At 72.1% G+C, this 25,528-nt stretch carries 32 protein-coding genes and 1 pseudogene; 21 read left to right on the top strand and 12 right to left on the bottom strand.

Annotated elements, in window-relative coordinates; genetic code table 11:
- Positions 1–45 precede the first annotated feature (45 nt).
- From OO54_RS16405 to OO54_RS16395, 3 genes are all read right to left on the bottom strand, one after another.
- Positions 46–1,110 carry a S1C family serine protease gene (locus OO54_RS16405; RefSeq protein ID WP_033203790.1) on the bottom strand — a complete coding sequence of 355 codons (1,065 nt, stop codon included), beginning with the start codon at positions 1,108–1,110 and terminating at the stop codon, positions 46–48.
- 122 nt (positions 1,111–1,232) lie between these two features.
- Complete coding sequence (locus OO54_RS16400) at positions 1,233–2,258, bottom strand: LacI family DNA-binding transcriptional regulator (protein ID WP_033203789.1); 1,026 nt, start codon at positions 2,256–2,258, stop codon at positions 1,233–1,235.
- Positions 2,259–2,282: 24 nt separating this feature from the next.
- On the bottom strand, positions 2,283–3,092 hold the full coding sequence (locus OO54_RS16395) for a response regulator transcription factor (RefSeq protein ID WP_033203788.1): 810 nt from the start codon (positions 3,090–3,092) through the stop codon (positions 2,283–2,285).
- A gap of 216 nt (positions 3,093–3,308) precedes the next feature.
- On the opposite strand from OO54_RS16395, the gene OO54_RS16390 reads away from it, so the two are divergent.
- The 9 genes and pseudogenes from OO54_RS16390 to OO54_RS47405 all read left to right on the top strand — a co-directional run.
- Positions 3,309–4,142 carry an alpha/beta hydrolase gene (locus OO54_RS16390; RefSeq protein ID WP_200146783.1) on the top strand — a complete coding sequence of 278 codons (834 nt, stop codon included), beginning with the start codon at positions 3,309–3,311 and terminating at the stop codon, positions 4,140–4,142.
- 45 nt (positions 4,143–4,187) lie between these two features.
- Entirely contained in the window at positions 4,188–4,442 is a 255-nt protein-coding gene (locus OO54_RS16385; RefSeq protein WP_033203785.1) for a MoaD/ThiS family protein, read from the top strand.
- Between the two features lie 10 nt (positions 4,443–4,452).
- The gene (locus OO54_RS16380) at positions 4,453–5,706 is read left to right on the top strand and encodes a hypothetical protein (protein ID WP_033203783.1); all 1,254 of its coding nucleotides are present in this window, start codon (positions 4,453–4,455) and stop codon (positions 5,704–5,706) included.
- Positions 5,707–5,861: 155 nt separating this feature from the next.
- Positions 5,862–6,551: an LmeA family phospholipid-binding protein gene (locus OO54_RS16375; RefSeq protein ID WP_017242392.1), complete on the top strand. Its 690-nt coding sequence runs from the start codon at positions 5,862–5,864 to the stop codon at positions 6,549–6,551.
- A 245-nt stretch (positions 6,552–6,796) separates the two neighbouring features.
- A complete protein-coding gene (locus OO54_RS48785) occupies positions 6,797–6,877 on the top strand; it encodes a putative leader peptide (protein ID WP_350497993.1) in 81 nt (26 codons plus the stop codon).
- Between the two features lie 169 nt (positions 6,878–7,046).
- The gene (locus OO54_RS16370; RefSeq protein ID WP_017242394.1) at positions 7,047–7,892 is read left to right on the top strand and encodes a sulfurtransferase; all 846 of its coding nucleotides are present in this window, start codon (positions 7,047–7,049) and stop codon (positions 7,890–7,892) included.
- 52 nt (positions 7,893–7,944) lie between these two features.
- Positions 7,945–8,232 (top strand): DUF1416 domain-containing protein, encoded by a 288-nt coding sequence (locus OO54_RS16365; RefSeq protein ID WP_017242395.1) that lies wholly within the window; start codon positions 7,945–7,947, stop codon positions 8,230–8,232.
- 260 nt (positions 8,233–8,492) lie between these two features.
- Positions 8,493–8,786, top strand: coding sequence for a DUF3099 domain-containing protein (locus tag OO54_RS16360; RefSeq protein WP_078905219.1), 294 nt, complete (start codon positions 8,493–8,495; stop codon positions 8,784–8,786).
- A 105-nt stretch (positions 8,787–8,891) separates the two neighbouring features.
- Positions 8,892–8,975 (top strand): annotated as a pseudogene (locus OO54_RS47405) (DUF3099 domain-containing protein); the annotation flags it as partial.
- Between the two features lie 97 nt (positions 8,976–9,072).
- On the opposite strand, the gene OO54_RS16355 reads toward OO54_RS47405, so the two are convergent.
- A complete protein-coding gene (locus OO54_RS16355; RefSeq protein ID WP_033203779.1) occupies positions 9,073–9,435 on the bottom strand; it encodes a DsrE family protein in 363 nt (120 codons plus the stop codon).
- 187 nt (positions 9,436–9,622) lie between these two features.
- On the opposite strand from OO54_RS16355, the gene OO54_RS16350 reads away from it, so the two are divergent.
- The 6 genes from OO54_RS16350 (at position 9,623) to ygfZ (ending at position 14,322) form a co-directional block, all read left to right on the top strand.
- Positions 9,623–10,414, top strand: coding sequence for a hypothetical protein (locus OO54_RS16350; protein ID WP_234439619.1), 792 nt, complete (start codon positions 9,623–9,625; stop codon positions 10,412–10,414).
- Positions 10,411–11,190, top strand: a complete 780-nt coding sequence (locus OO54_RS16345; RefSeq protein ID WP_033203775.1) for a hypothetical protein — start codon at positions 10,411–10,413, stop codon at positions 11,188–11,190. Before OO54_RS16350 ends, OO54_RS16345 begins: the two co-directional genes overlap by 4 nt.
- Positions 11,187–12,041, top strand: coding sequence for a hypothetical protein (locus OO54_RS16340; protein WP_033203773.1), 855 nt, complete (start codon positions 11,187–11,189; stop codon positions 12,039–12,041). The genes OO54_RS16345 and OO54_RS16340 overlap by 4 nt, the downstream gene beginning before the upstream one ends.
- Before the next feature lie 229 nt (positions 12,042–12,270).
- Complete coding sequence (locus OO54_RS16330) at positions 12,271–12,843, top strand: heme-binding beta-barrel domain-containing protein (RefSeq protein ID WP_033203771.1); 573 nt, start codon at positions 12,271–12,273, stop codon at positions 12,841–12,843.
- A 51-nt stretch (positions 12,844–12,894) separates the two neighbouring features.
- On the top strand, positions 12,895–13,332 hold the full coding sequence (locus OO54_RS16325; RefSeq protein WP_033203769.1) for a Fur family transcriptional regulator: 438 nt from the start codon (positions 12,895–12,897) through the stop codon (positions 13,330–13,332).
- Positions 13,333–13,341: 9 nt separating this feature from the next.
- Positions 13,342–14,322, top strand: a complete 981-nt coding sequence (gene ygfZ / locus OO54_RS16320) for a CAF17-like 4Fe-4S cluster assembly/insertion protein YgfZ (RefSeq protein WP_033203768.1) — start codon at positions 13,342–13,344, stop codon at positions 14,320–14,322.
- Positions 14,323–14,333: 11 nt separating this feature from the next.
- On the opposite strand, the gene dtd is transcribed toward ygfZ, so the two are convergent.
- Positions 14,334–14,759 carry a D-aminoacyl-tRNA deacylase gene (dtd, locus tag OO54_RS16315; RefSeq protein ID WP_033203766.1) on the bottom strand — a complete coding sequence of 142 codons (426 nt, stop codon included), beginning with the start codon at positions 14,757–14,759 and terminating at the stop codon, positions 14,334–14,336.
- 138 nt (positions 14,760–14,897) lie between these two features.
- On the opposite strand from dtd, the gene OO54_RS16310 reads away from it, so the two are divergent.
- On the top strand, positions 14,898–15,518 hold the full coding sequence (locus OO54_RS16310) for an RsiG family protein (RefSeq protein ID WP_078905218.1): 621 nt from the start codon (positions 14,898–14,900) through the stop codon (positions 15,516–15,518).
- A 71-nt stretch (positions 15,519–15,589) separates the two neighbouring features.
- Positions 15,590–16,834 carry a GNAT family N-acetyltransferase gene (locus tag OO54_RS16305; protein ID WP_033203763.1) on the top strand — a complete coding sequence of 415 codons (1,245 nt, stop codon included), beginning with the start codon at positions 15,590–15,592 and terminating at the stop codon, positions 16,832–16,834.
- A 24-nt stretch (positions 16,835–16,858) separates the two neighbouring features.
- On the opposite strand, the gene OO54_RS16300 is transcribed toward OO54_RS16305, so the two are convergent.
- From OO54_RS16300 to OO54_RS16290, 3 genes are all read right to left on the bottom strand, one after another.
- Positions 16,859–17,800: a helix-turn-helix transcriptional regulator gene (locus tag OO54_RS16300; protein WP_033203762.1), complete on the bottom strand. Its 942-nt coding sequence runs from the start codon at positions 17,798–17,800 to the stop codon at positions 16,859–16,861.
- The gene (locus OO54_RS16295) at positions 17,797–19,233 is read right to left on the bottom strand and encodes an MFS transporter (RefSeq protein ID WP_033203759.1); all 1,437 of its coding nucleotides are present in this window, start codon (positions 19,231–19,233) and stop codon (positions 17,797–17,799) included. Before OO54_RS16295 ends, OO54_RS16300 begins: the two co-directional genes overlap by 4 nt.
- A gap of 113 nt (positions 19,234–19,346) precedes the next feature.
- On the bottom strand, positions 19,347–19,832 hold the full coding sequence (locus OO54_RS16290) for a MarR family winged helix-turn-helix transcriptional regulator (protein ID WP_033203758.1): 486 nt from the start codon (positions 19,830–19,832) through the stop codon (positions 19,347–19,349).
- 79 nt (positions 19,833–19,911) lie between these two features.
- On the opposite strand from OO54_RS16290, the gene OO54_RS16285 reads away from it, so the two are divergent.
- Complete coding sequence (locus tag OO54_RS16285; protein WP_033203756.1) at positions 19,912–20,250, top strand: hypothetical protein; 339 nt, start codon at positions 19,912–19,914, stop codon at positions 20,248–20,250.
- On the opposite strand, the gene OO54_RS16280 is transcribed toward OO54_RS16285, so the two are convergent.
- Complete coding sequence (locus OO54_RS16280; RefSeq protein ID WP_033203754.1) at positions 20,228–20,644, bottom strand: VOC family protein; 417 nt, start codon at positions 20,642–20,644, stop codon at positions 20,228–20,230. The genes OO54_RS16285 and OO54_RS16280 overlap by 23 nt on opposite strands.
- 10 nt (positions 20,645–20,654) lie before the next feature.
- A complete protein-coding gene (locus OO54_RS16275; RefSeq protein WP_033203753.1) occupies positions 20,655–21,125 on the bottom strand; it encodes a helix-turn-helix transcriptional regulator in 471 nt (156 codons plus the stop codon).
- Positions 21,126–21,231: 106 nt separating this feature from the next.
- Here OO54_RS16275 and OO54_RS16270 point away from each other — a divergent pair, with 106 nt between their 5' ends.
- The 3 genes from OO54_RS16270 to OO54_RS16260 all read left to right on the top strand — a co-directional run bounded on the left by OO54_RS16270 (position 21,232) and on the right by OO54_RS16260 (position 22,771).
- Positions 21,232–21,702 carry a helix-turn-helix domain-containing protein gene (locus OO54_RS16270; RefSeq protein WP_033203750.1) on the top strand — a complete coding sequence of 157 codons (471 nt, stop codon included), beginning with the start codon at positions 21,232–21,234 and terminating at the stop codon, positions 21,700–21,702.
- Between the two features lie 33 nt (positions 21,703–21,735).
- On the top strand, positions 21,736–22,338 hold the full coding sequence (locus OO54_RS16265; RefSeq protein WP_033203748.1) for a hypothetical protein: 603 nt from the start codon (positions 21,736–21,738) through the stop codon (positions 22,336–22,338).
- A gap of 91 nt (positions 22,339–22,429) precedes the next feature.
- Positions 22,430–22,771 carry a DUF2516 family protein gene (locus tag OO54_RS16260; protein WP_033203746.1) on the top strand — a complete coding sequence of 114 codons (342 nt, stop codon included), beginning with the start codon at positions 22,430–22,432 and terminating at the stop codon, positions 22,769–22,771.
- A 41-nt stretch (positions 22,772–22,812) separates the two neighbouring features.
- Here the strand turns inward: OO54_RS16260 and OO54_RS16255 are convergent, their stop codons facing one another.
- Together OO54_RS16255 and OO54_RS16250 are read right to left on the bottom strand one after the other, a co-directional pair.
- Positions 22,813–24,054 (bottom strand): PP2C family protein-serine/threonine phosphatase, encoded by a 1,242-nt coding sequence (locus OO54_RS16255; RefSeq protein ID WP_106970034.1) that lies wholly within the window; start codon positions 24,052–24,054, stop codon positions 22,813–22,815.
- Positions 24,055–24,359: 305 nt separating this feature from the next.
- A complete protein-coding gene (locus tag OO54_RS16250) occupies positions 24,360–25,409 on the bottom strand; it encodes a C40 family peptidase (protein ID WP_033203742.1) in 1,050 nt (349 codons plus the stop codon).
- Positions 25,410–25,528: the final 119 nt, after the last annotated feature.

Raw genomic sequence — 25,528 nt, 5'->3', positions numbered from 1 at the left:
GCTGTCCCGTCATGCGATCAGCGTCGCACGCCGTCCGTTCGGCGGTCAGTTGTCGCCGCCCGCGCGCAGGCTGTCGAGATCGGCCTTCACGGTGTCGATCGGGATGGCGAATCCGAGGCCGACGCTTCCGGCGGTGGAACCGCTCGAAGAACTGGGCGAATACATGGCCGAATTGATTCCGATGATCTCGCCGTTCATATTGATCAGCGCGCCGCCGGAATTCCCCGGGTTGAGCGAGGCGTCGGTCTGGATCGCCTTGTACGTCGTCTTCGACGAACCGGTGTCGCCGTTGAACTGCTGTCCGCCGAACTCGAAGGGCCAGCCCTGCCGCGGGTCGTACTGCTGCTGCCGGTCCTGGCCGCCGTCGTCGTCCTTGGCGACCGTCACGTCCCTGTCGAGGGCGGAGACGATGCCGCTGGTGACGGTCCCGGTCAGGCCCTCGGGGGAGCCGATCGCCACGACCTCCTCGCCGACCTTCACCTCGGACGAGTCGCCGAGCGTCGCCGTCCTGAGGCCCGACGCGCCCTGGAGCTTGATGAGCGCCAGGTCCTTGTCGGGGTCGGTGCCGACGACGGCGGCCCGGTAGGTCTTGCCGTCGCTGAGCCGCACGCTGATCGAGGAGGCGCCCGAGATGACGTGGTTGTTGGTGACGATCTCGCCGTCGGAGGTGATGATCACGCCCGAGCCGGTGGACTGGCCCGCGTTCGAGCTCGCCGAGATCTCGACGATGGCCGGGGAGACGGCCGCCGCGACCCCGGCGACCGTGCCCTTGCTGCCCGCGGAGACGGTGGTGCCGTTCACCGCCGAGGAGGCCGTGGCCGGGGTGTCGGCGGTGAGCTGCTGGACGAGCGTCGCCGTGCCGCCGCCGATCGCCGCGGCCGCGATGGCCACGGCCGCCATGAGTCCGACCCCGCGCTTGGCACGGCGGCGGGCGCCCGGGGCGGGGGCCGCCGCGACCGCCACCGGCGGCTCCACGGGCGGCGGCGGTACGTGTCCGCCGGACGGCCAGATCGTGGTGCCCGGCTCGGTGGTGATCGGCGTCGTCGGGTCGTACGGCGGCCTCGGCGGGTAGTAGGGCTGCTGCGGCTGCTGCTCCTGGAAGTCCGTCATGCAATGACTTTCGGAGCCGTACATGAGAGCCGTCTGAGGACCGGCTGAGAAGCCCGACAGAACCCTGTATGCCCGATATAAAGACCGCCGGGGTGGCCGCCCGTCCGGGCCCGGCCCCGCCGCTACTCGTGACAGCCGCAGGAGCGGCGCACCACCAGCGCGGAGGGGAAGAGCTTCACCCGCTCGCGACGGGAGCCCGCGACGCGGAGGGAGTCGTCGAGGACGAGGTCCACGGCGGCCCGCGCCATCGCCGGCCGGTCCGAGGCGACGGTGGTCAGCGGCGGATCGGTGAGCGCCGCCTCCTTCACGTCGTCGAAGCCCGCGACCGCCAGCTCCGTCGGCACCTCGATGCGCAGCTCGCGGGCGGCCCGCAGGACACCGAAGGCCTGGTCGTCCGTGGAGCAGAAGATGGCCGGCGGCCTGTCCGGGCCTGCGAGCAGCTTGAGGGCGACCTGGTAGGCGTCGTAGCGGTTGTACGGGGCTTCGAAGAGCCGGTCCTCGGTCGACAGGCCGGCCTCCTGCATGGCGCGCCGCCAGCCCTCGACGTGGTCGGCGACCGGGTCGCCGACGGCCGGGGTGTTCGGGACGCCGCCGAGGCACGCCACGTACGGGTGACCGTGCTCCAGGAGGTGCCGGGTGGCGAGCTGGGCGCCCTCGATGTCGTCCGTCACGACGGCGACGTCGTCGATCGCCTCGGGCCGCTCGTGCAGCAGCACCACGCGCGCGTCCCAGGCCTCGATCTCGCTCGCGGCCTGCTCGCTCATGCCCTGGCTGACCAGGATCAGACCGGAGACCCGCATCCCGAGGAAGGCGCGCAGGTAGTGGATCTCGCGCTCGGTGCGGTAGTCGGAGTTGCCGACGAGGACCATCTTCCCGCGCTCGGCGGCGGCCTGCTCGACCGCGTGCGCCAGCTCGGCGAAGAACGGCTGCCGCGCGTCCGGGACGATCATGCCTATGAGGTCCGTGCGCCGGGACGCCATCGCCTGGGCCACCCGGTCGGGGCGGTAGCCCAGCTCCTTGATGGCGGCGAGGACACGCTCGCGCGTGGCCGGGGCGACCGGCCTGGGTCCGTTGTTGATGACGTAGCTCACGACCGCGGTCGAAGTACCTGCCAGTCGAGCTACGTCATCCCGCGTCACCTTGGCCACGCGCGGAAGTCTACGCGGGGGGACCTACCTACCGGCAGGTCGCACTGTGGCATCCGCCACGTTCGTGTCCTCCAAGGGGGTGACATCCCCCGTGGCGTCCTTGACCCGCGTGCCCGCCCGGGCCCCTTCCTTGGCGCGCGCCTCCTCGGCGGCCCGCTCGACCTTCTCCGGGGTGACGAAGCGGTAGCCGACGTTGCGGACGGTGCCGATCAGCGACTCGTGCTCCGGGCCCAGCTTGGCCCGCAGCCGCCGGACGTGGACGTCGACCGTCCGGGTGCCGCCGAAGTAGTCGTACCCCCACACCTCCTGGAGGAGCTGGGCACGCGTGAAGACCCGGCCGGGGTGCTGCGCCAGGTACTTGAGGAGCTCGAACTCCTTGAAGGTCAGGTCCAGGACCCGGCCCTTGAGTTTCGCGCTGTACGTCGCCTCGTCGACCGACAGGTCGCCGTTGCGGATCTCCATCGGGGAGTCGTCGGCGACGATCTGCTGGCGGCCCATCGCGAGCCGGAGGCGTGCCTCGACCTCGGCGGGCCCCGCGGTGTCGAGGAGGACGTCGTCGATGCCCCAGTCGGCGGTGACGGCCGCGAGGCCGCCCTCCGTCACGACGAGGATCAGCGGACAGCCGGGTCCGGTGGACCGCAGCAGCTGGCAGAGCGAGCGCACCTGCGGGAGGTCGCGCCGGCCGTCGACGAGGATCACGTCCGCGCCGGGGGTGTCCACGAGGGCGGGGCCCTCGGCCGGGGCGACCCGGACGTTGTGCAGCAGCAGGCCGAGTGCGGGGAGCACCTCGGTCGACGGCTGGAGGGCGTTGGTCAGGAGCAGTAGTGAGCTCATCGCTCCCCACCTACCCGGGTCGTCGGTCGGTAGTGCGTCGTTCGCTCGTCCATGACGTCGGTTCCTCCTCGGTCCCTGCGAGGACGTCTATGTGTGCTCACGTGCGGCTCTCGCGCCCTGAGAGCTTTTGTTCATCCGTCCGTAACAACGGTCGGAAAACACAAAAGGACCCGGGGGCTGCGTTGCCCGGATCCTCTGGCAAGCAGAATAGCCCACATGAGTTCCGGGACAGAGGGCCGATTTCACATTGTGGATGTTTCCTCGCTCACTTCCGTCCACCGTGCGATGCCTCGGCGTGCGATGTTGCGTACCGATGACGGTGTCCGGATCGAGGCGGTTTACGAACCCTCCGAGGCAAGTGTCACCGATTCGGAGGTCACCGGTACGGCGGTCGTCGTCGCCCACGGGTTCACCGGCTCGGCCGACCGGCCCGCCGTCCGGCGCGCCGCCCGTGCCTTCGCGGAGCGCGGCGCGTCCGTCGTCACCTTCTCCTTCCGCGGGCACGGCGGCTCCGGCGGCCTGTCCACGGTCGGCGACCGCGAGGTCCTCGACCTGTCCACCGCCGTCCGCTGGGCCCGTGAGCTCGGCCACGCGCGCGTGGCGACGGTCGGCTTCTCCATGGGCGGGTCGGTCGCCCTGCGCCACGCCGCCCTGGAGCGGGGCGCGGACGCGCGGGCGGACGCCGTCGCCTCCGTCTCCGCGCCCGCCCGCTGGTACTACCGGGGCACGGCCCCGATGCGCCGCCTCCACTGGGTGGTCACCCGGCCCGCGGGCCGCCTCGTCGGCCGCTACGGGTTCCGCACCCGGATCGAGCGGCGCGCCTGGGACCCCGTACCCCTGTCTCCGGTGGAGGCGGTGCCGCTGATCGCGCCGACCCCGCTCCTGGTCGTGCACGGCGACCGGGACCCGTACTTCCCGCTCGACCACCCGCGGATGCTGGCCGGCGCGGGGGACGCGGAGCTCTGGCTGGAGCGCGGCATGGGGCACGCGGAGAACGCGGCGGACGACGAGCTGCTCGCCCGGCTCGGGGACTGGCTCACGCGCGCATAGCCCATCATGGGGAGCGGCGCGCACACGAACGAAGGGAGCGCCGCTATGGCAGCGGGAACCATCCGCTACTGGGCCGCGGCCAAGGCCGCCGCCGGTGTCGCAGAGGAGCCGTACGCCGCCGAGCACCTGGCGGAGGCCCTCGACGCGGCCCGCGCGAAGCACCCGGGCGAGCTGACGCAGGTCCTCCTCCGGTGCTCGTTCCTGGTCGACGGCGACCCCGTCGGGACCCGGAGCCATGAGACGGTACGGCTTGCCGAGGGCGGCACGGTCGAGGTGCTCCCCCCGTTCGCAGGAGGGTGAACCCCAGAGCATGAGCAACGACCACTACTACGGCGGGCAGCAGTACGACCCGTACGCGAACGGGCGGCAGGACGGTCAGCAGCCCCCGGCCGACGTCACGCAGACGTGGGAGGGCCAGACCTGGGACACCACGTACCAGCCGGCCGTCTCGCACGACCAGATCCAGGCCGCGCGTGCCGCCGCGCCCTACGGGACGCCGGAGACGGCGTACCAGCAGCAGCCGTACGGGCAGCCGTACCCGCAGCCGGCCGAGCAGCCGTACCAGCAGCCGTACGGGCAGCACCCGGTGTACGCGGACCAGGCCGTCGACCAGGCCGGTCACCTCGCGGGTCACCAGGCCGGTCACCGGGCCGGCGACCACGTCGGTCACCACGCCGCGCAGCAGCAGGCCGCGGCCGCCGCCCCGGCGCCCGCCCCGGTGCCGGTGTCCGTGCCCGCTCCCGTGGCGCAGGCCGCGGAAGCGGCGGGCCCCGCGTACTCCTCGCCCACCACCTCCGGGAACACCCGGATCACCGACGCCCAGCGGGCCAGGGCCGAAGGCCGGTCGCCGATCATCGACCCCGGCATGCAGCCGGCCGCGCTGACCGCCGTCCTCGGCCTGCTGCTCGCCGGCGGCGCCGCCCTCGGCTCGTACGGGCTCCTCGTCCCGCTGGTCCTGCTCCAGGCGCTGACCGCCGCCGGCTGGTTCCGGCTCAACGGCATGTGGCCGGCCCGGCAGGGCATCGCCCTCGCGTTCGCGGGCGGTCTCGTCGCGGACGCCGCACTGCTCGCCACCGGCCGGGAGCACGCGGCCCCCGCGATCCTGGGCACGCTCGGCGTCTGGGTGCTGCTCTGCCTGGTCCTCCAGCTGCGCAGCCACGCGGACCCGGACGAGCGGATGTACGGCCTGATGGCCACGATCGCCTCCGCCGCGCTGACCGTCGTCGCCACCGGGCACCTCGGCGCCGAGCCCGACGCGGTGGTCGTCGGCGGGGCCGCCGTCGCCGCCGCCGTCCTCGCCCGGGCGCTGCCGCTGCCCGGCCCGGTCTCGCCGATCGCCGCGCTGCTCGCGGCGGCGGGCGCCGGAGTCGCGGCCGGCGGCCTCACGGACCTGGGCACCTCGGGCGCGCTGCTCGGCCTCGGTGCCGGCGTCTGCGCGCTGATCGGCCTGCGGGTGGCGAGCTACGACTACCCGTCCCGGTTCGTCCACATGACCGCGGGCGTCGCGCTGCCGCTCACGGCCGCCGCCCCCGCCGTCTACCTGCTCGGCCGCGCCCTGGCCTGAGCCCGTCCCGTCCGGGCCAGCACCGGCCCCGGGAACCAACCGGCCCCCCGACACGTCGATCTTCGTGTCGGGGGGCCGAACACTTTCCCACCGAAGGCCTCCGCCGTCGAAGGCCTTCACACGCCGAAGTCTTCTACCGGGGGGACGCACATCCCATGCGAGCACTGCGGATTCTGCTGATCGTGGCCGTCGTGCTGGGCGGGGTCCTCGTCGGGATCGACCGGCTGGCCGTGGCCTACGCCGAGTCGGAGGCGTCGAGCCGGGTGAAGCTCTCGGCCGCGAGCAGCGAGTCGATCGAGGTCGACATCAAGGGCTTCCCCTTCCTCACCCAGGTCGCCGACAAGCGGTTCGACCAGGTCGACGTGACGGCGACCGGCGTGCAGGCGACGGCGGGCAGCAAGCGCATCCGGGTCGGCGAACTGACCGCCGTCCTGCGGGACGTGACCGTCACCGGCGACTGGGCGGGCGCGAAGGCCGGCTCCGCGACCGGCACCGCCCTCATCTCGTACGCGGACCTCACCGCCGCCGCGGCCGACCAGGGCGCCACCGTCGCCTACGGCGGCAACGGCAAGGTGAAGGTGACCGGCGGCGTGAAGATCCTGGGCCGCACCCTGACCCGTACGGTCGTCTCCACCGTGACCGTCGTCGACGGCGGCACGATCCGGGTCCGTGCCGACGAGGTGCCCGGCGAGGGCATCCCGGGCGTCGAGGAAGTGGTCCGCGCCCGCACCGACTTCGAGCGCCCGATCGGCATGATCGCCGGCATGAAGGTCGAGAAGGTCGAGCCCCGCCCGGACGGCCTCGCCGTCATGGTGGCCGGCAAGGACATCGTCCTCGCGGGCTGAAACCCGTCCGCGGCACCTGGGGGGTGTCTTGCCGCTCCGGCCTGCCCGGTCTGAGCGGCAAGACACCCCCCAGGCCACATGCTGAGACGCCTTCGTCCGATCCGCAGAAGGGGAAGCGGACAGTCGGGTACGGAGGCGTTCGGAGCCCCTCCGCACGGTAGTTGTGTCTTGAATCTCGGACGATCGTGTCTCAAAATACGACACGCCGGTGACACGGCCGCCTGTCCGTCCCTACGATCGAGGGCATGAAGCGACAGGCGGATCTCACGAAGCGGCGGGCAGTAGACCTGTGCCGCGTCGCCGCCATGCTCTGTCGTTCCGTCTGAGCGGGACTCGCCACTCCCGTATTCCTCAGGCCCTCCCACCGCGGTCAGGGCCGCCCTGTGCAAGCCGTACGCACGTCCGCAGTCCGTACGCCACGCGACGACGCGTACCGCACCACACACACGCACTACCCGCACCACACCGCCGCACACTGCCCCGGAGGAGAACAGCATGGCTCGCAGCGACGTACTGGTCGACGCGGACTGGGTCGAGGCCAACCTCGACAACCCGCAGGTCGCCCTCGTCGAGGTCGACGAGGACACCTCGGCCTACGAGAAGAACCACATCCGCAACGCCATCCGGATCGACTGGACCCAGGACCTCCAGGACCCGGTCCGCCGCGACTTCATCGACCAGGAGGGCTTCGAGAAGCTCCTCTCGGCCAAGGGCATCGGCAACGACACCACGGTCGTCCTCTACGGCGGCAACAACAACTGGTTCGCCTCCTACGCCTACTGGTACTTCAAGCTGTACGGCCACCAGGACGTGAAGCTCCTCGACGGCGGCCGCAAGAAGTGGGAGCTCGACTCCCGTGACCTGGTCGACGGCTCCGAGGTCCCGTCCCGCCCGGCCACCGAGTACAAGGCCAAGGCCCAGGACTCCTCGATCCGCGCCTTCCGCGACGACGTCGTGGCCGCGATCGGCGCCCAGAACCTGGTCGACGTCCGCTCGCCCGACGAGTTCTCCGGCAAGCTGCTCGCCCCGGCGCACCTCCCGCAGGAGCAGTCGCAGCGCCCCGGCCACGTGCCGAGCGCCCGCAACATCCCGTGGTCGAAGAACGCCAACGACGACGGCACCTTCAAGTCGGACGACGAGCTCAAGGCCCTCTACGAGGCCGAGCAGGTCGATCTGGCGAAGGACACCATCGCCTACTGCCGCATCGGCGAGCGCTCCGCGCTGACCTGGTTCGTCCTGCACGAGCTGCTCGAGGTCACGAACGTCAAGAACTACGACGGCTCGTGGACCGAGTACGGCTCCCTCGTCGGCGTGCCGATCGAGCTCGGCGCCAACAAGTAAGTCCCCGGACCCTCCTCCCCTCCGGACCCCTCGACCGTAAGGACAGAACATCATGTGTGGAGCGCAGCCCGGCGGCCCCGACGCCTCGACGATCAAGCCCGGTGAGACCACCATCCAGGGCTTCGTGACCAAGGACGGCGAGCCCGTCACCGGTTACGTCCGCCTCCTGGACTCGACCGGCGAGTTCACGGCCGAGGTCCCGACCTCCGCCACCGGACAGTTCCGCTTCTACGCGGCCGAGGGCACCTGGACCGTCCGCGCCCTGGTTCCCGGCGGCACCGCCGACCGCCAGGTCGTCGCCCAGAAGGGTGGCCTCGCCGAGGTCGCCATCGCGGTCTGATTCCTGACGCGCCCCTCGCACCGCTCGGCGCCGGGGGCGCCTCACAGGCTTCGGCACGCCACCACGGGCTCCGCCCGTCGGGGTCCGCGTGGTCCGCAGCCTCACCTACGGCCGGAGGGCCGTGCCTCCTGGGGGGTTGGACGCCATTTCCAGGACTAGAGGCACGGCCCTCCGGTCCTCTTTTTCCCACGGCCCCTCGCGCTGCCCGGCCCCAGGGGGTCCCGCAGACTTCGGGCCGTCGCGCCGGCCTCCGGCCGTCGATGACGGGCGCCTCGCCGTACCCTGAATGTGTGTACGCACGCCGCCGTCACGTCTACTTCTGGATGATGGGCGCCTGCCTGGCCCTCTTCGTGGGCGCCTGGGCCGTCGTGCGCCTCTTCTCGATGCCCGTCGCCATCGGCATGTGCGTCGTCGCCATGGTCATCCCACCCGTCGCCGCCATGGTCGCCAACCGCCGCGGCCCCGAAGACCGCTGGTGGGACGACCCCTCGGGTGACCCTCAGTCCGATGAGTGGTGGGACGAGCTGGACGGCAAGAAGCGCCGGGAGCCGTAAGTGGGCCGCCGGTCGCCGTCGGTGGACGGAGTCCGGCGCAGCGGCGCGAAGCCTGTGAGGCCCCTTGGGGCCGAGCGGTGCGAGGGGTGCGTCGGGGGATGGGTCCGCTGGTGGGACGACCCCTCGGGTGATCCTCAGTCCGATGAGTGGTGGGACGAGCTGGACGGCAAGAAGCGCCGGGAGCGGTAAGCGGGCCGCCGGTCACTGTCGGTGGACGGAGTCCGGCGCAGCGGCGCGAAGCCTGTGAGGCCCCTTGGGGCCGAGCGGTGCGAGGGGTGCGTCGGGGCTAGTAGACGAGGGCCTGGGTCTCGTCGGACATCGCTTCCTGGACGAAGACCTGCGCGCCGGCGATGCGGACGCCGTCCAGGACGTCCTCCTCCGTGATCTCCCGGCGGGCGGCGCACTGGGTGCAGAGGGTGACGCGGCCGGCCGCGAGGATCGACTCGATCAGGTCCGGCAGCGGCGCGGCGTGCGGAAGCTCGAACTCCGCCGCCCGGCCCGGCAGCGCGAACCACGACGACTCGCCGGTCAGCCAGAGCGAGACCTCCACGCCGCTCGCGACGGCGACGGCGGCCACCGTGAAGGCCTGCGAGCAGCGTTCGGGGGCGTCGGCCCCTGCGGTCACCTTGATCACGAGCTTCTTCGCCATATGCCGAACTGTAATGCGCGGCGCTGCAACCCCCTGCGTCCCTCGCGTGTCAGCTGGGTGCGCGGATGACGGAATCCGCGCTTCAGGTCTCGTGGGGGGACTCTTGAGCAACGAAGAAACCATCCCGAACCAGGGAACAGCGCCACCTCCGGAGCGTGACGCGGTACCGGAAGCAGCCATTCCGGTCGTGAATCCTGCCGAACCCGCCGCACCGGAGACGCCCACCGGCACCACGCCCACCGGCACCACGCCCGACACCGCCACACGGCCGCGCCGCCGGGTCCTCCGTACGGTCCGGCTGATCGCCGTCGCCGCCGTCCTCGGCCTCGTCGGCGGCACCGCCGTCGGCTACCGCATCCAGGCCGACCGCGAACCCACCCCGCTCCCCGCCCTCAACCAGCCCGGCCTCGCCTACCCGGCGAAGCCGCTCCCCGAGGGCCAGGAGCCGGAACCGCTCTCCGCGAAGGAGGACCTGCAGTCGAAGGCACAGGGCGACCTGCGGAAGCTGCTGGTTCCGCGCCCGGCGGGGGCGAAGGCCGACGGTGAGGACGGCTGGGTTTCGCTCTCGACCTACGTCTCCGACTACACCTGGCCGAACCACGCGCTGCAGTTCCAGCTCCGCCAGGGCATCCGGCGCATCGCGAGCCGCTCGTGGCGGTCGGGCGAGTACCGGACGGTCACGGTCAACCTCATTCAGTACCGCCCCGGCGAGCAGATCGGCGCCCTGGAGTTCGTGGAGGACCAGCTCTCCTACGCGGAAGACGAATCCGGCGCGGCCGGTGAGGAGCTGAAGGGCTCCGGGAACGGCCGCTACTTCGTCTACCCGGTGCATCGCGAGGCCGGATACCTCGACATCTACGAGGCCCGCGCGTTCGCCCAGCGTGGGGACGTCGCGATCGAGATTTTCATGTTCGACACCCGGAAGATCGCCGAGAAGGACGTCCGTTCGCTCGCCGAGAAGCAGTTGGAGCGCCTGTGAGCGAGAAGCCCGGGAGCCGCCGGCGCCGGATCCTGAAGAACGTACTGGTCTCCGTCCTCGTCCTGGGGACCATCGGCGGCGGAGTCGCGTACACCGCGGTCACCGCGGACGGGGCCGACCGGACGGCGCCGACCGTGGCGTGGGCGGAGCCCACGCCGACGGTGGAGTCCGACGACCCGGCCGAGGGCATAGCCAGGGGGCGTGCCTCCACTCCGCTGAGCAAGCTCCTCCTGCCCATGCCGGTCGGCTACCGGCTGGGGTCGGACATCGAGGGGTACGGCAACGACGGAGAGCTGGGGGCCCGACAGGCCGCGGACCTCCTCAAGGCGACGGGCAAGGGCGTCTACGGGAAGAAGCGCCGCGAGTACGAGCGGCGGATCGACGCCCTCGGGCTCCAGGGCATGGCCATGCGCTCGTACGCCGGGATCGCCGCCGACGTCCAGGTGGAGGTGCTCGTCATGCGCATGAAGGACAAGAAGGCGGTCCGGAACTTCTACGCCCTGCGGACGGAGCTGGCCGGCTATCTGAAGCTCCGCAAGGGGCCGAAGGTCGAGGACCACGAGCGGAACGCCGCCTGCCACCTCCTCCCCGAGCCCACCGAGGGCGACAAGGAGGAGAAGGAGGCCCAGCTGCGGGGCATGACGTGCACGGCCTACACCGGCGAGTTCCTGGTCAGCGTCGCGGCGTACGGCGCCGCGCCGCTCGACGGGAAGGCCATCGCCGAGCTGCTGGCGAAGCAGCTCGGGCACATCGATTCCCCGGGGGAGTACGTATGACCGAGCAGCAGACCGTGACGGTCGCCGACGTGGCGGAGCCCGCCCCGGAGCCGGTGGCCGAACCCGCTCCCGCGCCCACCGCGCCCCGACGGTCCCGCCGCGTCCTGTGGGCCGTCGCCCGCTGGACGGCCACGGTCGTCGTGTGCGGCGGCGTGGGTGCCGGCACCGCCATGGGGATCACCGCGCTCGACCGGGAGGACGTACCCGGCCTCGCGACCGAAAGCGACGGCCGCTGGGAGTACCCGCAGCTCAAGCTGCCGGCGCTGCCGGTGGACCGGCCGCGCCCCTACGGCGACGACAACGAGGGAGAGGTCCACCATGCCGACGTGCGGCAGCTGCTGCTGCCCGCGCCGGTCGGGGCGACCGTCGACCCGAAGACGGACGGCGGGTTCGTGTCCACGGACGCCTACCTCTCCCTCTACGGGAAGGAGTACCGCGCCGACATGAAGCAGGCGCTCGCGGACTCCGCCCTGCGCCACATCGCGGCCCGGGCCTGGACGACCCCGGACGGCACCCGGACCAGCATCCATCTGCTCCGGTTCGTCTCGGTGGCGTACGCGCAGCAGTACTACGACGACACCCTGCGAGGGGGCTACGGCACCGTCGGCATCAAGACGCTGCCCGACGGGGTCGAGGGCTTCGTCATGGACTCCTTCACCGAGGGCATCAAGGTGCGGGACACGAAGGCCGACGCCTTCTGGGAGCGCAAGCCCTACGGTCCCGAGCAGGTCCGTTGGGCCTACGTCCAGGCGGGTGACACGCTCGCGTTGATCACGCAGACGCGGAAGGGCGAGGCGCTCGCGGTGCCGTTCCAGCAGACGGTCACGCTGCAGAACCAGCTGCTGGGGTAGCGCGGGCGCGCGAGACCCACCTCACCGAGTGGGCCGGGCCCCCCGCCTACTAAGCTGGGGTCCGGCCCTTACTGCCTTCACCGCTCGTCCGAGGAGCATCCCGTGATCGTTTTCTTCGAAGCTCTGCTTGTCCTCGTCTGTGTCGGCGTGCTCGCCTTCACCGGGCTCGCCGTGAAGAAGCTGTACCAGGGCCAGCGGTAACCACTTCTAGAGAACGCCAGAGCTGCTCATGATCGAGATCCCGTCCGACCTCAACCCGGACCTCGTCCCCCTCGCGTTCCTGCTCGGTACGTGGGAGGGCGCGGGTGTCTCCGACTTCCCCGGCGCCGAGAAGTGCAACTTCGGCCAGTCCGTGACGTTCAGTCACGACGGCCGGGACTTCATCGAGTACCACTCGCACTCGTGGGTCCTGGACAACGACGGCAACAAGGTCCGTCCGCTGGAGAGCGAGAGCGGCTACTGGCGGATCGACAAGGACCGCAAGGTCGAGGTCGTCATGGTCCGTGACCAGGGCATCGTCGAGATCTGGTACGGCGAGCTCGCCGACCAGAAGCCGCAGATCGACCTGGCGACGGACGCCGTCGCCCGGACCGCGGCCTCGGGCCCGTACAGCGGTGGCAAGCGGCTCTACGGCTACGTGAAGAGCGACCTGATGTGGGTGGGCGAGAAGGCGACCCCCGAGGTGCCGCTCCGCCCGTACATGTCGGCGCACCTGAAGAAGGTCGTCACGCCGGAGGAGGTCGCGGAGATGGCCCGCAACCTGCCCGACATGCCCGACGACGGCATCGCGTTCTTCCGTTAGAGACCACCGAAGGTCTGGGGTGCCGCGCCGCGCCCTCCTACACTGGAGGGCGTGGTGAGCACCGACTGGAAGAGCGATCTGCGACAGCGCGGCTATCGGCTGACGCCGCAGCGCCAGCTTGTCCTTGAGGCCGTCGACGCGCTGGAGCACGCGACGCCCGACGACATCCTGGTCGAGGTCCGCAGGACCGCGTCGGGGGTGAACATCTCGACGGTGTACCGGACCCTGGAGCTCCTGGAGGAGCTCGGGCTGGTGAGCCACGCCCATCTGGGGCACGGGGCCCCCACGTACCACCTCGCGGACCGGCACCACCATCTGCACCTGGTCTGCCGGGACTGCGACGAGGTGATCGAGGCGGACGTCGAGGTGGCCGCCGAGTTCACCGGGAAGCTCCGCGAGACCTTCGGGTTCGAGACGGACATGAAGCACTTCGCGATCTTCGGCAGATGTGCGGACTGCGCCGGGAAGGTCGCGGCCGCCGAGTCGTAGGCTTTTCCCATGCAGCGACATTCAACGACCAGCCCTCTGCTGTCCCTGCCCGGTGCCGTCGCCGCCGAAGGCCGCGACGAAGGCGTCGCCGCGCACTACGGCGACCTCTTCCGTGAGCAGCGCGCCCTCGCCGAAGGCGACGGTTTCGTCGACCTGTCGCACCGCGGTGTCATCGCCGTCACCGGTGACGACCGGCTGAGCTGGCTGCACCTGCTCCTCACCCAGTACATGACCGACCTGCCGGCAGGGCGGGCGACCGACGCGCTGATCCTCTCCGCGAACGGGCACATCGAGCACGCCCTCTACCTCGTCGACGACGGCGAGACGGTGTGGGCGCACGTCGAGCCGGGGACGCGGGAGGAGCTCGTCGCCTACCTGGAGTCGATGAAGTTCTTCTACCGGGTGGAGGTCGCCGACCGTACGGAGGACATCGCGGTCGTCCACCTCCCGGCCGGTTCCGTCGCCGAGGCGCCCGAGGGCGTGGTCGTACGGGAGACCGCGCACGGCCGCGACCTGTTCCTGCCCCGCGCCGACCTGGAGTCCTTCGCGGCCTCGCACGGTCCGGCCGCCGGGCTCCTCGCGTACGAGGCGCTGCGGGTCGAGGCGCACCGGCCCCGGCTCGGCTTCGAGACGGACCACCGGACCATCCCGCACGAGATCGGCCTCATCGGCAGCGCCGTCCACCTCCAGAAGGGCTGCTACCGGGGTCAGGAGACCGTGGCACGGGTGCAGAACCTCGGGAAGCCGCCGCGCCGGCTCGTCTTCCTCCACCTGGACGGCAGCGAGGTGCTGCTGCCGGGGCACGGCACGCCCGTCCGGCTCGCCGCCGACGGTGAGGAGGGCCGGCAGCTCGGCTTCGTGACGACCGCCGTACGCCACCACGAGCTGGGCCCGATCGCCCTCGCCCTGGTGAAGCGGAACGTGCCGGTGGACGCTCCGCTGATCGCCGGGACGACGGCGGCCGCGCAGGAGACGGTCGTCGAGCCGTAGACGCCGGCGGGTCACACGTCGATGAGCACCGTGAACGGGCCGTGGTTCGTGAGCGAGACGCGCATGTCCGCTCCGAAGCGGCCCGTCTCCACGCGGGCGCCCAACTGCCGCAGCTGAGCGACGACCTCGTCGACGAGGGGCTCGGCGACCGGGCCGGGCGCGGCGGCGTTCCAGGTGGGGCGGCGGCCCTTGCGGGCGTCTCCGTAGAGCGTGAACTGGGAGATGACGAGGAGCGGCGCGTTCACGTCGGAGCACGACTTCTCGCCGTCCAGCACCCGGACGGACCAGAGCTTTCTGGCCAATTGGGCGGCCTTCTCCGGGGTGTCGTCGTGGGTCACCCCGACCAGCACGCACAGCCCCTCGCCGGTGATCTCACCGACGGTCTCCCCTGCGACGACGACGCTCGCGCCGTCGACCCTCTGCACCACTGCTCGCATGCGTACCAACCTACCGAGTGGGCAGCGGTCCGAAGGACGAGGGGCCGAACGGGTGCAGAGCGCCTGCACGCGCCCGCGCAGGAGTGGCACCATGCGGAGAGGCGGTGCGGCTCCGCACCGGTCGAGGGGACGATTCTCATGAGTGCACCTGGCACCGGGCCGACGCCGTCCGGTCCCGTACCGCTGATCCGCTCCGGATTCCCGGGCGGAGGACCGGGCGAAGGCCCCGTGACGCGCCCACCCGTGCAGCGGACCGCCGAGACCGCCCTGCCGGAGGCGGCGCGGCCCGACCTCGGTGTCCTGCGGCTGCCGGAGCTGCGCACCCTGCGGCGTGAGGCGCAGAGCGACGAGGCCGACCTGAGTTACGTACGGCGGATGCTCCAGGGCCGGATCGACATCCTGCGGGCCGAGCTGGCGCGGCGGACCGATCCGGAGGCCCCGGTCCTCGACCGGCTGTCCGAGATCCTCGCGGACGTGCCGTCGCGGCACCGCACCTCGGCCCGGCACGTGACGCTGTCGACGCCGCGCGGCGAGGAGTACCGGCGGCTCGCGGCCGAGATGCTGTCGGAGGTCGAGCTGTCGGACCTGACGGCCCGCACGGACGACGAGCTGCACGCGGCGATGGGCCGCCTGGCCGGGTACGAGCAGCAGGTCTCGCGTCGTCGGCAACACCTCCAGCGGACCGCCGACGACTGCAGCGCGGAGATCGCCCGCCGCTACCGCGACGGCGAGGCCCAGGTCGACGACCTGCTGGCGTGAGCGGTCCGCCGGTGCGCGGGGGCCGGGGAAACTCGGGTGCGGGGTGCGGGGCGCGTGCATAGGGTCGAAGGATGACTGTCGACGTGCGCACGGTGGCCGAGTCCGAGTTCCCCGACTGGCAGCGGGCCTTGCGGACCGGCTTCCTGCGGCCGCCCGTCGTGTCGGACGCGGAGGTGGCGGACCGGCTGGCGCACGCGGACCTCGGGCGGACGCTCGGGGCCTTCGACCGGGACCGGATCGTCGCCACCTTCCGGTCGTTCCGGCAGGAGGTCAGCACCGTCGGCGGCGGCAGCCTCACCGCCGACGCGATCACCCAGGTCACCGTCTCGCCGACGCATCGCAGGCGCGGCCTGCTGAGCCGGATGATGAGCGTGGACCTCGCCGCCGCGAAGGAGCGCGGGGACGCGATCGCGACCCTGATCGCCGCCGAGTACCCGATCTACGGGCGGTACGGCTTCGGTCCGGCGAGCTGGGCCGCCGAGTGGAGCGTGGACGTGCGCCGGGCCGGTCTCGACCCGCGTCGTTCGGGCAGCCCGGAGGACGGCGGCCGGATCGACCTCACCGACGGCGAGGAGATCCGCAAGGTGGGCCCCGAGGTGCACCGGCGGCTCGCCGCGGTCCGCGCCGGGGTCACCGACCGCGACGCGCGCGGCTGGGAGCTCGGCACGGGCCTGGGACACCAGAGCGAGCCGTGGCGGGAGCCGTACTACGCGATGTACCGGGCGGAGTCCGGTGAGGTCGAGGGGTACGTGTCGTACTCGGCCGACGACAAGTGGGACGACGCGAAGCAGCCGGTGAACACGGCGACCGTGCGGGACCTGATCGCGTTCACCCCGGCCGCCGAGCGCGCCCTGTGGCACTACCTCTGCTCGATCGACTGGATCGCCACGGTCCGCTCCGGCTACCGGGCGCCCGACGACCCGCTGCCGCTGCTGCTGCCGGACCCGCGCGCGGCGCGGACGCTGACGTACGTGGACATGCTGTGGGTCCGGGTCCTGGACGTCGTCCGGGTCCTGGAGAGCCGGACGTATCCGGTGGAGGGGAGTCTCGTCCTGGACGTGCGGGACGCGGACGGTCTGGCCGGCGGCCGGTTCCGGCTGGACGCCTCCCCGGCGGGCGCGTCCTGTGTCCGTACCTCCGAGTCGGCCGATCTCGCCTTCGACGTGGCCGAGTCGGCCACGCTGGCGTTCGGCGACGAGTCGGCGGTACGGCTGGCCCGGCTGGGGCGCGTGGAGGAGGCGACGGCGGGCGCGGCGGCCCGGGCCGACCTGCTGTTCCGTACGCCGCTGCGGCCGTTCTCGCCCGACATCTTCTGAGCCCGGGGGGCGGTTCCCCGGTGCTCAGGTCCCGTACAGCGCTGTGAGTTCGGCGCCGATGCGGGCGAGGGCGGCGCGGGCCTCGGGCGGGTCGTGGAGTTCGACGCGGGCGCCGAGGCCGGCGAGCCGGGCGGCGACGACCTCGGGGGAGGGGCCGTCGGCCTCGATGGCCGTCCAGCCGTCCGCGGTGCGTTCGCCGTACCGTACGCGCCCGCCGAGCAGGCCTTCCAGGACGGGTTCGGTGCCGGGTGCGGCCCGTCCGCGTACGGTCACGGCGACCAGCCGGTCCTCCATGCGGGCGGCGAGGGCGCGCCAGGCGGTGGCGAGGTCGAAGCCCTCGGGCCGTACGACGGGGTTGCCGGTCTCGGCGACGGAGGTGACGCGGCCGACGCGGAAGGTGCGGAGGCCGTGCTCGGTGTCGGCGACGAGGTAGCGGACGCCGGCCTTGGCGGCGATCCCGAGCGGCCGGACGGTCCGCTCGTGCGGGTCCCGGCCGGGCCTGGCGTACCCGATCCTGAGCTCGCGCCCCTCGACCACGGCCCGTTGGACCGGGGCCAGCAGGGGTTCCTCCGTGTCCGTGCCCGCCCAGTCGGTGCCGTCGGCGACCCCGGCGCGGGCGGCGGCCTCGGCGCCGTCCCTGAGCGGTGCGGGGAGGGCCCGTACGAGCTTCCGCAGGGCGGTCCGGGTCCGGGGGCTCGCACCGGCGTCGGGCCCCGTCAGCAGGAACAGTTCGCGGATCTCGGGTGCTGTCAGGCCGGTCAGGTCGGTACGGGCTCCGCCGACGAGCGACCAGCCGCCGCCCTGGCCGGCCTGGGAGTAGACCGGGACCCCGGCGCTCGCGAGCGCTTCGAGGTCCCGGCGGGCGGTCCGTTCGGACACGTCCAGTTCGGCGGCGAGTTCGGCGGCGGTGACCCGCTGCCTGGTCTGGAGGAAGAGCAGGGCGGCGACGAGTCGATCGGCTCTCATGCCGCCATTGTCATCCGCGTCCTGTCGGCGGAGGCCGTGGCCGGGCGCAGGACGGTGGCGGCCACCGCCAGGGCGACGAGGAGGAGGCCCGTGCCGACGGCGAAGGCGAGGTGGTAGCCGCCGGTGAGCGCCTCGGCGGCGGGGCGGCCGGCGGCGGTGAGGGTCTCGGTGCGGGTGGCGGCCAGGGTGGACAGGACGGCGACGCCGACGGCCATGCCGATCTGCTGGGTGGTGTTGAACAGGCCGGAGGCGAGGCCCGCGTCCGCCTCGTCGGCGCCCGACATGGCGAGCGAGGTGAGGGCGGGGAGGGCCAGTCCGAACCCGGCGGCGAGGAGCATCACCGGCAGCAGGTCGGTGGCGTACGAGGCGTCGACGGGGACGCGGGTCAGCAGGCCGAGGACGCCGACGAGCATGACGATGCCGGTGAGCAGGACGTTCCGTTCGCCGAAGCGGGCGATGAGGCGGGCCGAGACGCCCAGGGAGACCGCTCCGATGACGGCGGCGGCGGGCAGCATCGCGAGGCCGGTCTCGGCGGCGCCGTATCCGCGGACCTTCTGCAGGTAGAGGGCGACGAGGATCTGGAAGGAGAACAGCGCGGCGACCATCAGCATCTGGACGACGTTCGCGCCGGCGACGCTGCGGGAGCGGAGGATCCGGAGCGGCATGAGGGGGTTCGCGGTGCGGGCCTGGCGGACGAGGAAGCCGGCGAGCAGGGCGAGGGCGAGGCCGCCGAGACCCAGGGTGCGGGCCGAACCGGCCCCGTACTCCTCGATCTTGACGACCGCGTAGATGCCGGCCATCAGGCCCGAGGTGACGAGCAGTGCGCCGATGACGTCGGCTCCGGCCTTGGATCCGAGGCCCTTGTCGGCGGGGAGGGCGCGCAGGGCGACGAGCAGCGTGGCGGCGCCGATGGGCAGGTTGATGAAGAAGATCCAGTTCCAGGTGAGCGCGTCGGTGAGCACGCCGCCGAGGACCTGTCCGATGGACGCGCCCGCGGCGCCGGTGAAGCTGAACACCGCGATGGCCTTGGCCCGTTCGCGCTGGGCGGTGAACAGGGTCACGAGGATGCCGAGGCTGACCGCGGACGACATCGCGCTGCCGACGCCCTGCAGGAAGCGGGCGGCGATCAGGACGCCGGGGGACGCGGCGACCCCCGCGAGGAGCGACGCGGCGGTGAAGATCCCGGTCCCGGCGAGGAACATCCGCTTCCGCCCGATCAGGTCGCCGAGGCGGCCGGCGAGGAGCAGCAGCGACCCGAACGCGATCAGGTACGCGTTCACGACCCAGCTGAGGCCGACGGGCGTGAATCCGAGGTCCTCCTGAACGGCGGGCATCGCGACGGTCACGATGCTGCCGTCGAGGACCGTCATCAGCATCCCGGTGGCGAGGACGCCGAGAGCGAGCTGTCGGGAGGGGGTGGCAGGCGTGGGCATGGCAGGTCTCTCCTGTTCGACGGAGGCAACAGGAGAGACGTTAGCAGAAGGTTTTGTTGCGGACTATTTTTTACGAGAGTACTTCCGGCCCGTGCGCGGGGCCCGTCACGGGCTCACCCGCGCTGCCGGGCCCTCCGTGCGGGCTTCGGGCCCTCGACGGGGGTGTCCAAGTGGCCGGTCGCCAGCCTGTTCAGCGCCCGGAGGAGGACCGTGCGCTCGTCCTCGGGAAGCGACCCGAGCGCGCCCTCGTGCACCCCGTCGACGATCTTCTGGCTCTTCCGCGCGACCTTCGCCCCCTCCTCCGTCACGGCGATGATCCGCGCCCGCCGGTCCGTGCTCGACGGCCTCCGCTCGGCCAGCCCCGCCTTTTCCAGCGCGTCGACCGTCACCACCATCGTCGTCTTGTCCATGTCCCCGATCTCGGCGAGCTGCGCCTGCGTCCGCTCCTCCTCCAACGCGTGCACCAGCACGCAGTGCATTCGCGCGGTCAGCCCGATCTCCCCCAACTCCGCCGCCATCCGCGTCCTCAGGACGTGGCTGGTGTGGTCCAGCAGATAGGAGAGGTCCGGCTCGGTCCGAGTGGGTGCCATGGCGGTCATGCCTCCCAGCGTACCGAGACTCGATCCGTCACGGATTATCGAGAAGCGGACGAGTTGTCCGGGCGGGCAGGATGGTGTCATGACGTCGCACGAGCACGCGGGGGAGTGGAGCGGCACCGCCCCCGACGACCCCCGGCCCCTGCTCTTCCTGGACGTGGACGGGCCGGACGTGGCCGGGTGGCCGGGGCTCCACTGGAAGACCCCGGCGCTCGTGGCGTGGGCCGCGGGGCGGCCGTTCGCGTGGGTGGACGACGAGATCGGCGCGGCGGACCGGGCGTGGGTCGCCGCCCACCACGCGGGGCCCGCGTTGCCGCATCACGTGGACGCTCGGCGGGGGTTGGGTGGGAATGACTGCGCGACGCTCGCCGGGTGGGGAGCGTCGCGTGGGGGGTGGGTCAGGGCTTGCGGGGCTGGGTGAAGCGGACCATGTTGCCGGAGGGGTCGCGGAAGGCGCAGTCGCGGACGCCGTACGGCTGGTCGACGGGCTCCTGGAGGACCTCGCCGCCGGCGGCGCGGATGGTCTCGAAGGTCTTGTCGACGTCCTCGGACGCGAAGATCACGCCGCGGAGCATGCCCTTGGCGAGCAGCTCGGCCACGGCCTGCCGGTCGGCGGGGGAGGCGTTGGGGTCGGCGAGCGGCGGTTCGAGGACGATCTCGACGTCCGGCTGGTCGGGGGAGCCGACCGTCACCCAGCGCATCCCCTCGAACCCGACGTCGTTGCGGACCTCCAGGCCGAGGGCGTCGCGGTAGAAGGCGAGCGCCTTGTCGTGGTCGTCGACGGCGATGAAGCACTGCGAGAGTCTGACGTTCATGAGGTCGACGCTAAAGCGCGGCGGCGGATTCCGCTTCTCGGATCCTGACCGGTTCGCCGGACTGGGGCGCGGACGTCCTGGCGGCCGCGCCGTGTCTCACCGGGCGGGTGAGGATCTTGGCGACGCAGGCGGGAATCGCGGCGCCGGTCTCGTGGCGGCGGGCGCGGTAGGCGCTGGGGGTCTCGCCGACGAGCTCGGTGAAGCGGGAGCTGAAGGAGCCGAGCGAGGTGCAGCCCACCGCGAAGCAGACCTCCGTGACGCTCAGGTCGCCCCGGCGCAGCAGGGCCTTGGCGCGTTCCACGCGGCGGGTCATCAGGTAGCTGTAGGGCGTCTCGCCGTAGGCGGCCCGGAAGCTGCGGGTGAAGTGGCCGGTGGACATCAGGGCGACCTTGGCCAGGGCCGGCACGTCCAGGGGTGACGCGTAGTCCCGATCCATGGTGTCCCGCGCGCGCCGCAGTCGTATCAGGTCCTCAAGGGTCACCCCATCAGCATCGCACGGCGCCGCGGGCCGGCCGTGGTCCCTCGTTCGACGTAACTGTTGCAAGCGGCTGCTTGCAATAGTTAGCAGCAGCTGGCATGGTCGGAGCATGGCATCGCTCAACGTCGGCAATCTCGGCGAGTACCTCCGCGAGCAGCGGCGGACCGCGCAGTTGTCCCTGCGGCAGCTCGCCGAGGCCGCCGGGGTGTCGAACCCGTACCTGAGCCAGATCGAGCGGGGGCTGCGCAAGCCGAGCGCCGAGGTGTTGCAACAGGTCGCGAAGGCGCTGCGGATCTCCGCCGAGACGCTCTACGTGCGGGCGGGGATCCTCGACGAGAAGGAGCGGGAGGACCTGGAGACGCGAGCCGTCATCCTGGCCGATCCCTCGATCAACGAGCGGCAGAAGCAGGTGCTGCTCCAGATCTACGACTCGTTCCGCAAGGAGAACGCCGCCGAGGCCGCGGCGGCAGCGGCAGTAGCAGCGGCTGCAGCCGCCGGCCAGGCGACCGCCGCCGAGAGCGCCCCGACGGCCGCCGGCCAGGCGCCCGCCGCACCCGATGCCGGACCGGCTTCGAGCTAGTACACGTCACGTCACACCGGGAGGACCACCAGCATGGCCATCATCGACGAACTGCGTACCCCTCTCTTCTTCGCCGCCGGCACCGCCGACCTCGTCGCGCAGCGGGCCAGGAAGGTTCCCGGCCTGATCGAGCAGCTCGCCGCCGAGGCGCCCGCCCGGTTCGAGGCCGTACGGAAGACCGACCCGAAGGCCGTGCAGGAGAAGGTGAGCGCCCAGGCCAAGGGGGCCCAGGCCACCGTGCAGTCGAAGTTCGCCGAGGTCGTCGGCGGCCTCGACACGGACCTGAAGAAGCTCGGCGAGACCGCCCAGGACCTCGCCCTGCGCGGCGTCGGCGTCGCCGCCGAGTACGCCGTGAAGGCGCGCGAGAAGTACGAGGAGGTCGCCGCCCACGGCGAGGAGGCCGTGAAGGCCTGGCGGGGCGAGGCCGCCGAGGAGATCGTCGAGATCGCCGTCGTCGTCGAGCCGGAGTCGGAGTCGGAGCCGAAGGCCGGGGCGGACGCCTCGGCGGCGGAGCCGGAGACCGACGGCGCCGACGCGGAGCCCGCGGCCAGGAAGGCTCCCGCCAGGAAGACCACCGCCCGCAAGGCCTCCGCCAAGAAGGTCGCTTCCGAGGACGTCGCCGCCGGGAAGGAGTAGGCCGGGGCACCAATGCGGGTACCCGGTGCGTTGTACCGGGTACCTTGACCGCGAGGCGCTTTCTCTTCCTCTTCACTAGGCGGTGCTCAGCATGTTGCGCGCGGGATTCGACTCCCTTCTCTCCCTGGTGATCTTCCTTGTCTTCACCGGCTTCGCCGTCGCCGCGCTCGTCTTCGCCGCGATGGCGCGCGAGGACGCCTACCGTGCCGCCGAGAAGCAGACGAAGAAGTTCTGGCTGATCATCCTGGGCATCAACCTCGTCCTGAACCTGCTGCTGCCGATGCTGTTCCTGCAGATCGCCGGGCTGATCGCGGCCATCGTGTTCATGGTGGACGTGCGCCCCGCGCTCGCGCAGGTCTCCGGCGGAGGCCGGGGCCGCGGCGGCGGCTCCAGCAGCGATGGGCCGTACGGCCCCTACAACGGCGGCCGGTAGCGACCGGCTCGCGGGAGAAGACGGCGGACAGGGCCCGGGGGCTACCCCCGGGCCCTGTCCCTTTCCAGGGCCAGGACTGCGACGTCGTCGGTCAGTTCGCCGCCGTTCAGCGACCGGACCTCGGTGACGGCCGCTTCCAGGAGTTCCTCGCCGCGCAGGCCCGAGGTCAGCTGCCGGTTGATCATCGTGACCATGCCGTCCTGGCCGAGGCGGGGCGAGCCGGGGCCGGCGGAGCGGCCCTCGATGAGGCCGTCCGTGTACATGAGGAGGCTCCACGCCCCGCCCAGCTCCACCTGGCGGCGCGGCCAGCGGGCGCGCGGCAGCAGTCCGAGGGCCGGGCCGCCGTCCTCGTACGGGAGCAGTCGGGCCGCCCGGTCCTGGCGGGCGATCAGCGGGGAGGGGTGGCCGGCCAGGCAGAGGCCCGCCCGGCGTCCGTCGGGCGCGATGTCGACGGTGCAGAGGGTCGCGAAGATCTCCTCGCTCTCCCGCTCGTGTTCGAGGACCTGCTGCATGGTCGAGAGCAGCTCGTCCCCGCACAGGCCCGCGAAGGTCAGGGCCCGCCAGGCGATCCGCAGCTCGACCCCGAGCGCGGCCTCGTCGGGGCCGTGCCCGCACACGTCGCCGATCATGGCGTGGACGGTGCCGTCGGGCGTGCGGACGACGTCGTAGAAGTCGCCGCCGAGCAGCGCCCGGGAGCGGCCGGGGCGGTAGTGGGCGGCGAACCGCAGGTCGGAGCCCTCCAGGAGCGGAGTGGGGAGCAGTCCGCGTTCCAGCCGGGCGTTCTCCTGGGCCCGGAGGCGGGACTCGGCCAGTTTGACCTGGACGGCGTCGGCGCGCTTGCGCTCGACCGCGTACCGGATGGCCCGGCTGAGCAGCCGCCCGTCGAGCTCCTCGCGGAAGAGGTGGTCCTGGGCCCCGACGCGTACGGCCTCGGCCGCGAGTTCCGCGTCCGCCGAGGCGGCGAGGGCGAGGACGGCGTGGCGGGGGGCGAGGCGGAGGATGTGCCGCAGGGGTGCGAGCGGGTCGTCGCCGGCCGCGGCCCTGGGGCCCGGCAGGGACAGGTCGACCAGGACGCAGTGGACGTCGTCGGTGAGGAGCCGCTCGGCCTCGGTGAGGTTGCGGGCGGTACGGATGCGGACCCGGGTGCCGGCGGCGTCGGCCGCGTCGAGCAGTTCGGGTACGGCGAGGGCGCCCGCCGGGTCGTCCTCGACGACCAGGAGGGTGAGATCGGTGCGATCGGTACCTGTGACGGTGACTGTGCCTGTCATAGCGGTGGCGTCCATAGGGGTGGCCTCACCGGGTCCCGCAGCTGCAGAGACGATTCTCTGACGCGGTAGCGATACGGGCATCGGTCCGGGTTTCCTTCCCTCCCCCCGAGGGTGCGCAGGGCGCCGGGTGGCGTCCCGCCCGTCCCGGACCATAGCGGTAGGGCGGTGCGCAGCGGAATGGTGATCGAGGAGTGGGCGCCCGTGGCGGCGTTGGCATATGCCGCGGATGGGGAGGTACTTGCCCCCGCCACCCGCGCGGGAGGCCTCGACGGCAATGAGAAAGGTCACGCCCCGCCGTCCTCCGGCGCGGGTGCGCTACGTCACACCGGGCGGACGACGCCCAGGATCTCCATCGAGCCCGCGCCCGCGAGGGTCACGTTCCGGCCGGGGCGCGGCGCGTGCACGATCGCCCCGTTCCCGACGTACATGCCGATGTGGCTGGCGTCCTTGAAGTAGACGATCAGGTCGCCGGGGCGCATGTCCTTGATGTCCACGCGCGGAAGGAGCCGCCACTGCTCCTGGGAGGTGCGCGGGATGTCCAGGCCGCCCGCGTTCCAGGCGCTCTGGGTCAGCCCGGAGCAGTCGAACGTGCTCGGCCCCTCGGCGCCCCACTCGTACGGCTTGCCGATCTGGGCCGTCGCGAACGCGATCGCCCGCTTGGCCTCGGGCGTCGTGTCGGCCTTCAGACCGGCGAGGACACCGGTGCCGAGCCAGGTCGTCTGAGCGCGGTACTGCGCCTGCTCCTCGAGGCGGCGCAGTCGCTCCCGCTCCTCGGCGGCGAGCTCGGACTCCAGCTTCTTGGCCGCGGCGATCTTGTCGGTGATCTCCTGCTTGGCCTTGGCCTGCCGGACGCGGTTGGCCTCCAGCTTGGTCCAGTTCTCGCCGGCGTCCTTGGCGTAGACGTCCAACTGGGCCTGGGTGCGGTTCATTTCGCCGAGGAGGTCGGTGGTGGCCTTCGCCCCGGCCTTGAGCCGGCCCGCGGTGTCGAGGAAGAGCTGAGGGTCGTCGGTGAGCACGAGCTGGGCGCCGTCGGGCAGCCCGCCGTTGCGGTACTGGGCGCGGGCGGCGGCGCCCGCCCTGGCCTTGAGGGCCTCGATCTTCGTGCGGCCGGCCACGATCAGCTGGGCGACCTGGACGATCTCGGCGGACTGCTCCTTCGTCTTCTCCTCGGCGAGGTTGTACGCGTCGGTGGCGGCGGCGGCCTGCCGGTACAGGACCTCTATCTCCTTGCGTACTTCCTCCAGGCTCTTCTTCGGCGGCGGAGGCGGGAGCGGCGAGGCGGACGCCTGGAGGGTGAGCGCGGGCGAGGCCAGCACGGTCAGGGCGCAGATCAGGGTGATCGCGGCAGTGGCGTGGCGGCGTCGGTTCACGAGCTCCCCCTCGAGTGGCCAAATCTGATTTACCGTCAGTAACTTGTCGGTGACCTTGGCGATAGTGCCATGCGAAACCGGAAAGCAACAGGGGAAACCGGGGCCTGTCGGGCCCGTTC

Source organism: Streptomyces wedmorensis (assembly GCF_000716445.1).
Classification (GTDB): Bacteria; Actinomycetota; Actinomycetes; order Streptomycetales; family Streptomycetaceae; genus Streptomyces; species Streptomyces wedmorensis.
This window is presented reverse-complemented; position numbering and strand designations above follow the sequence as displayed.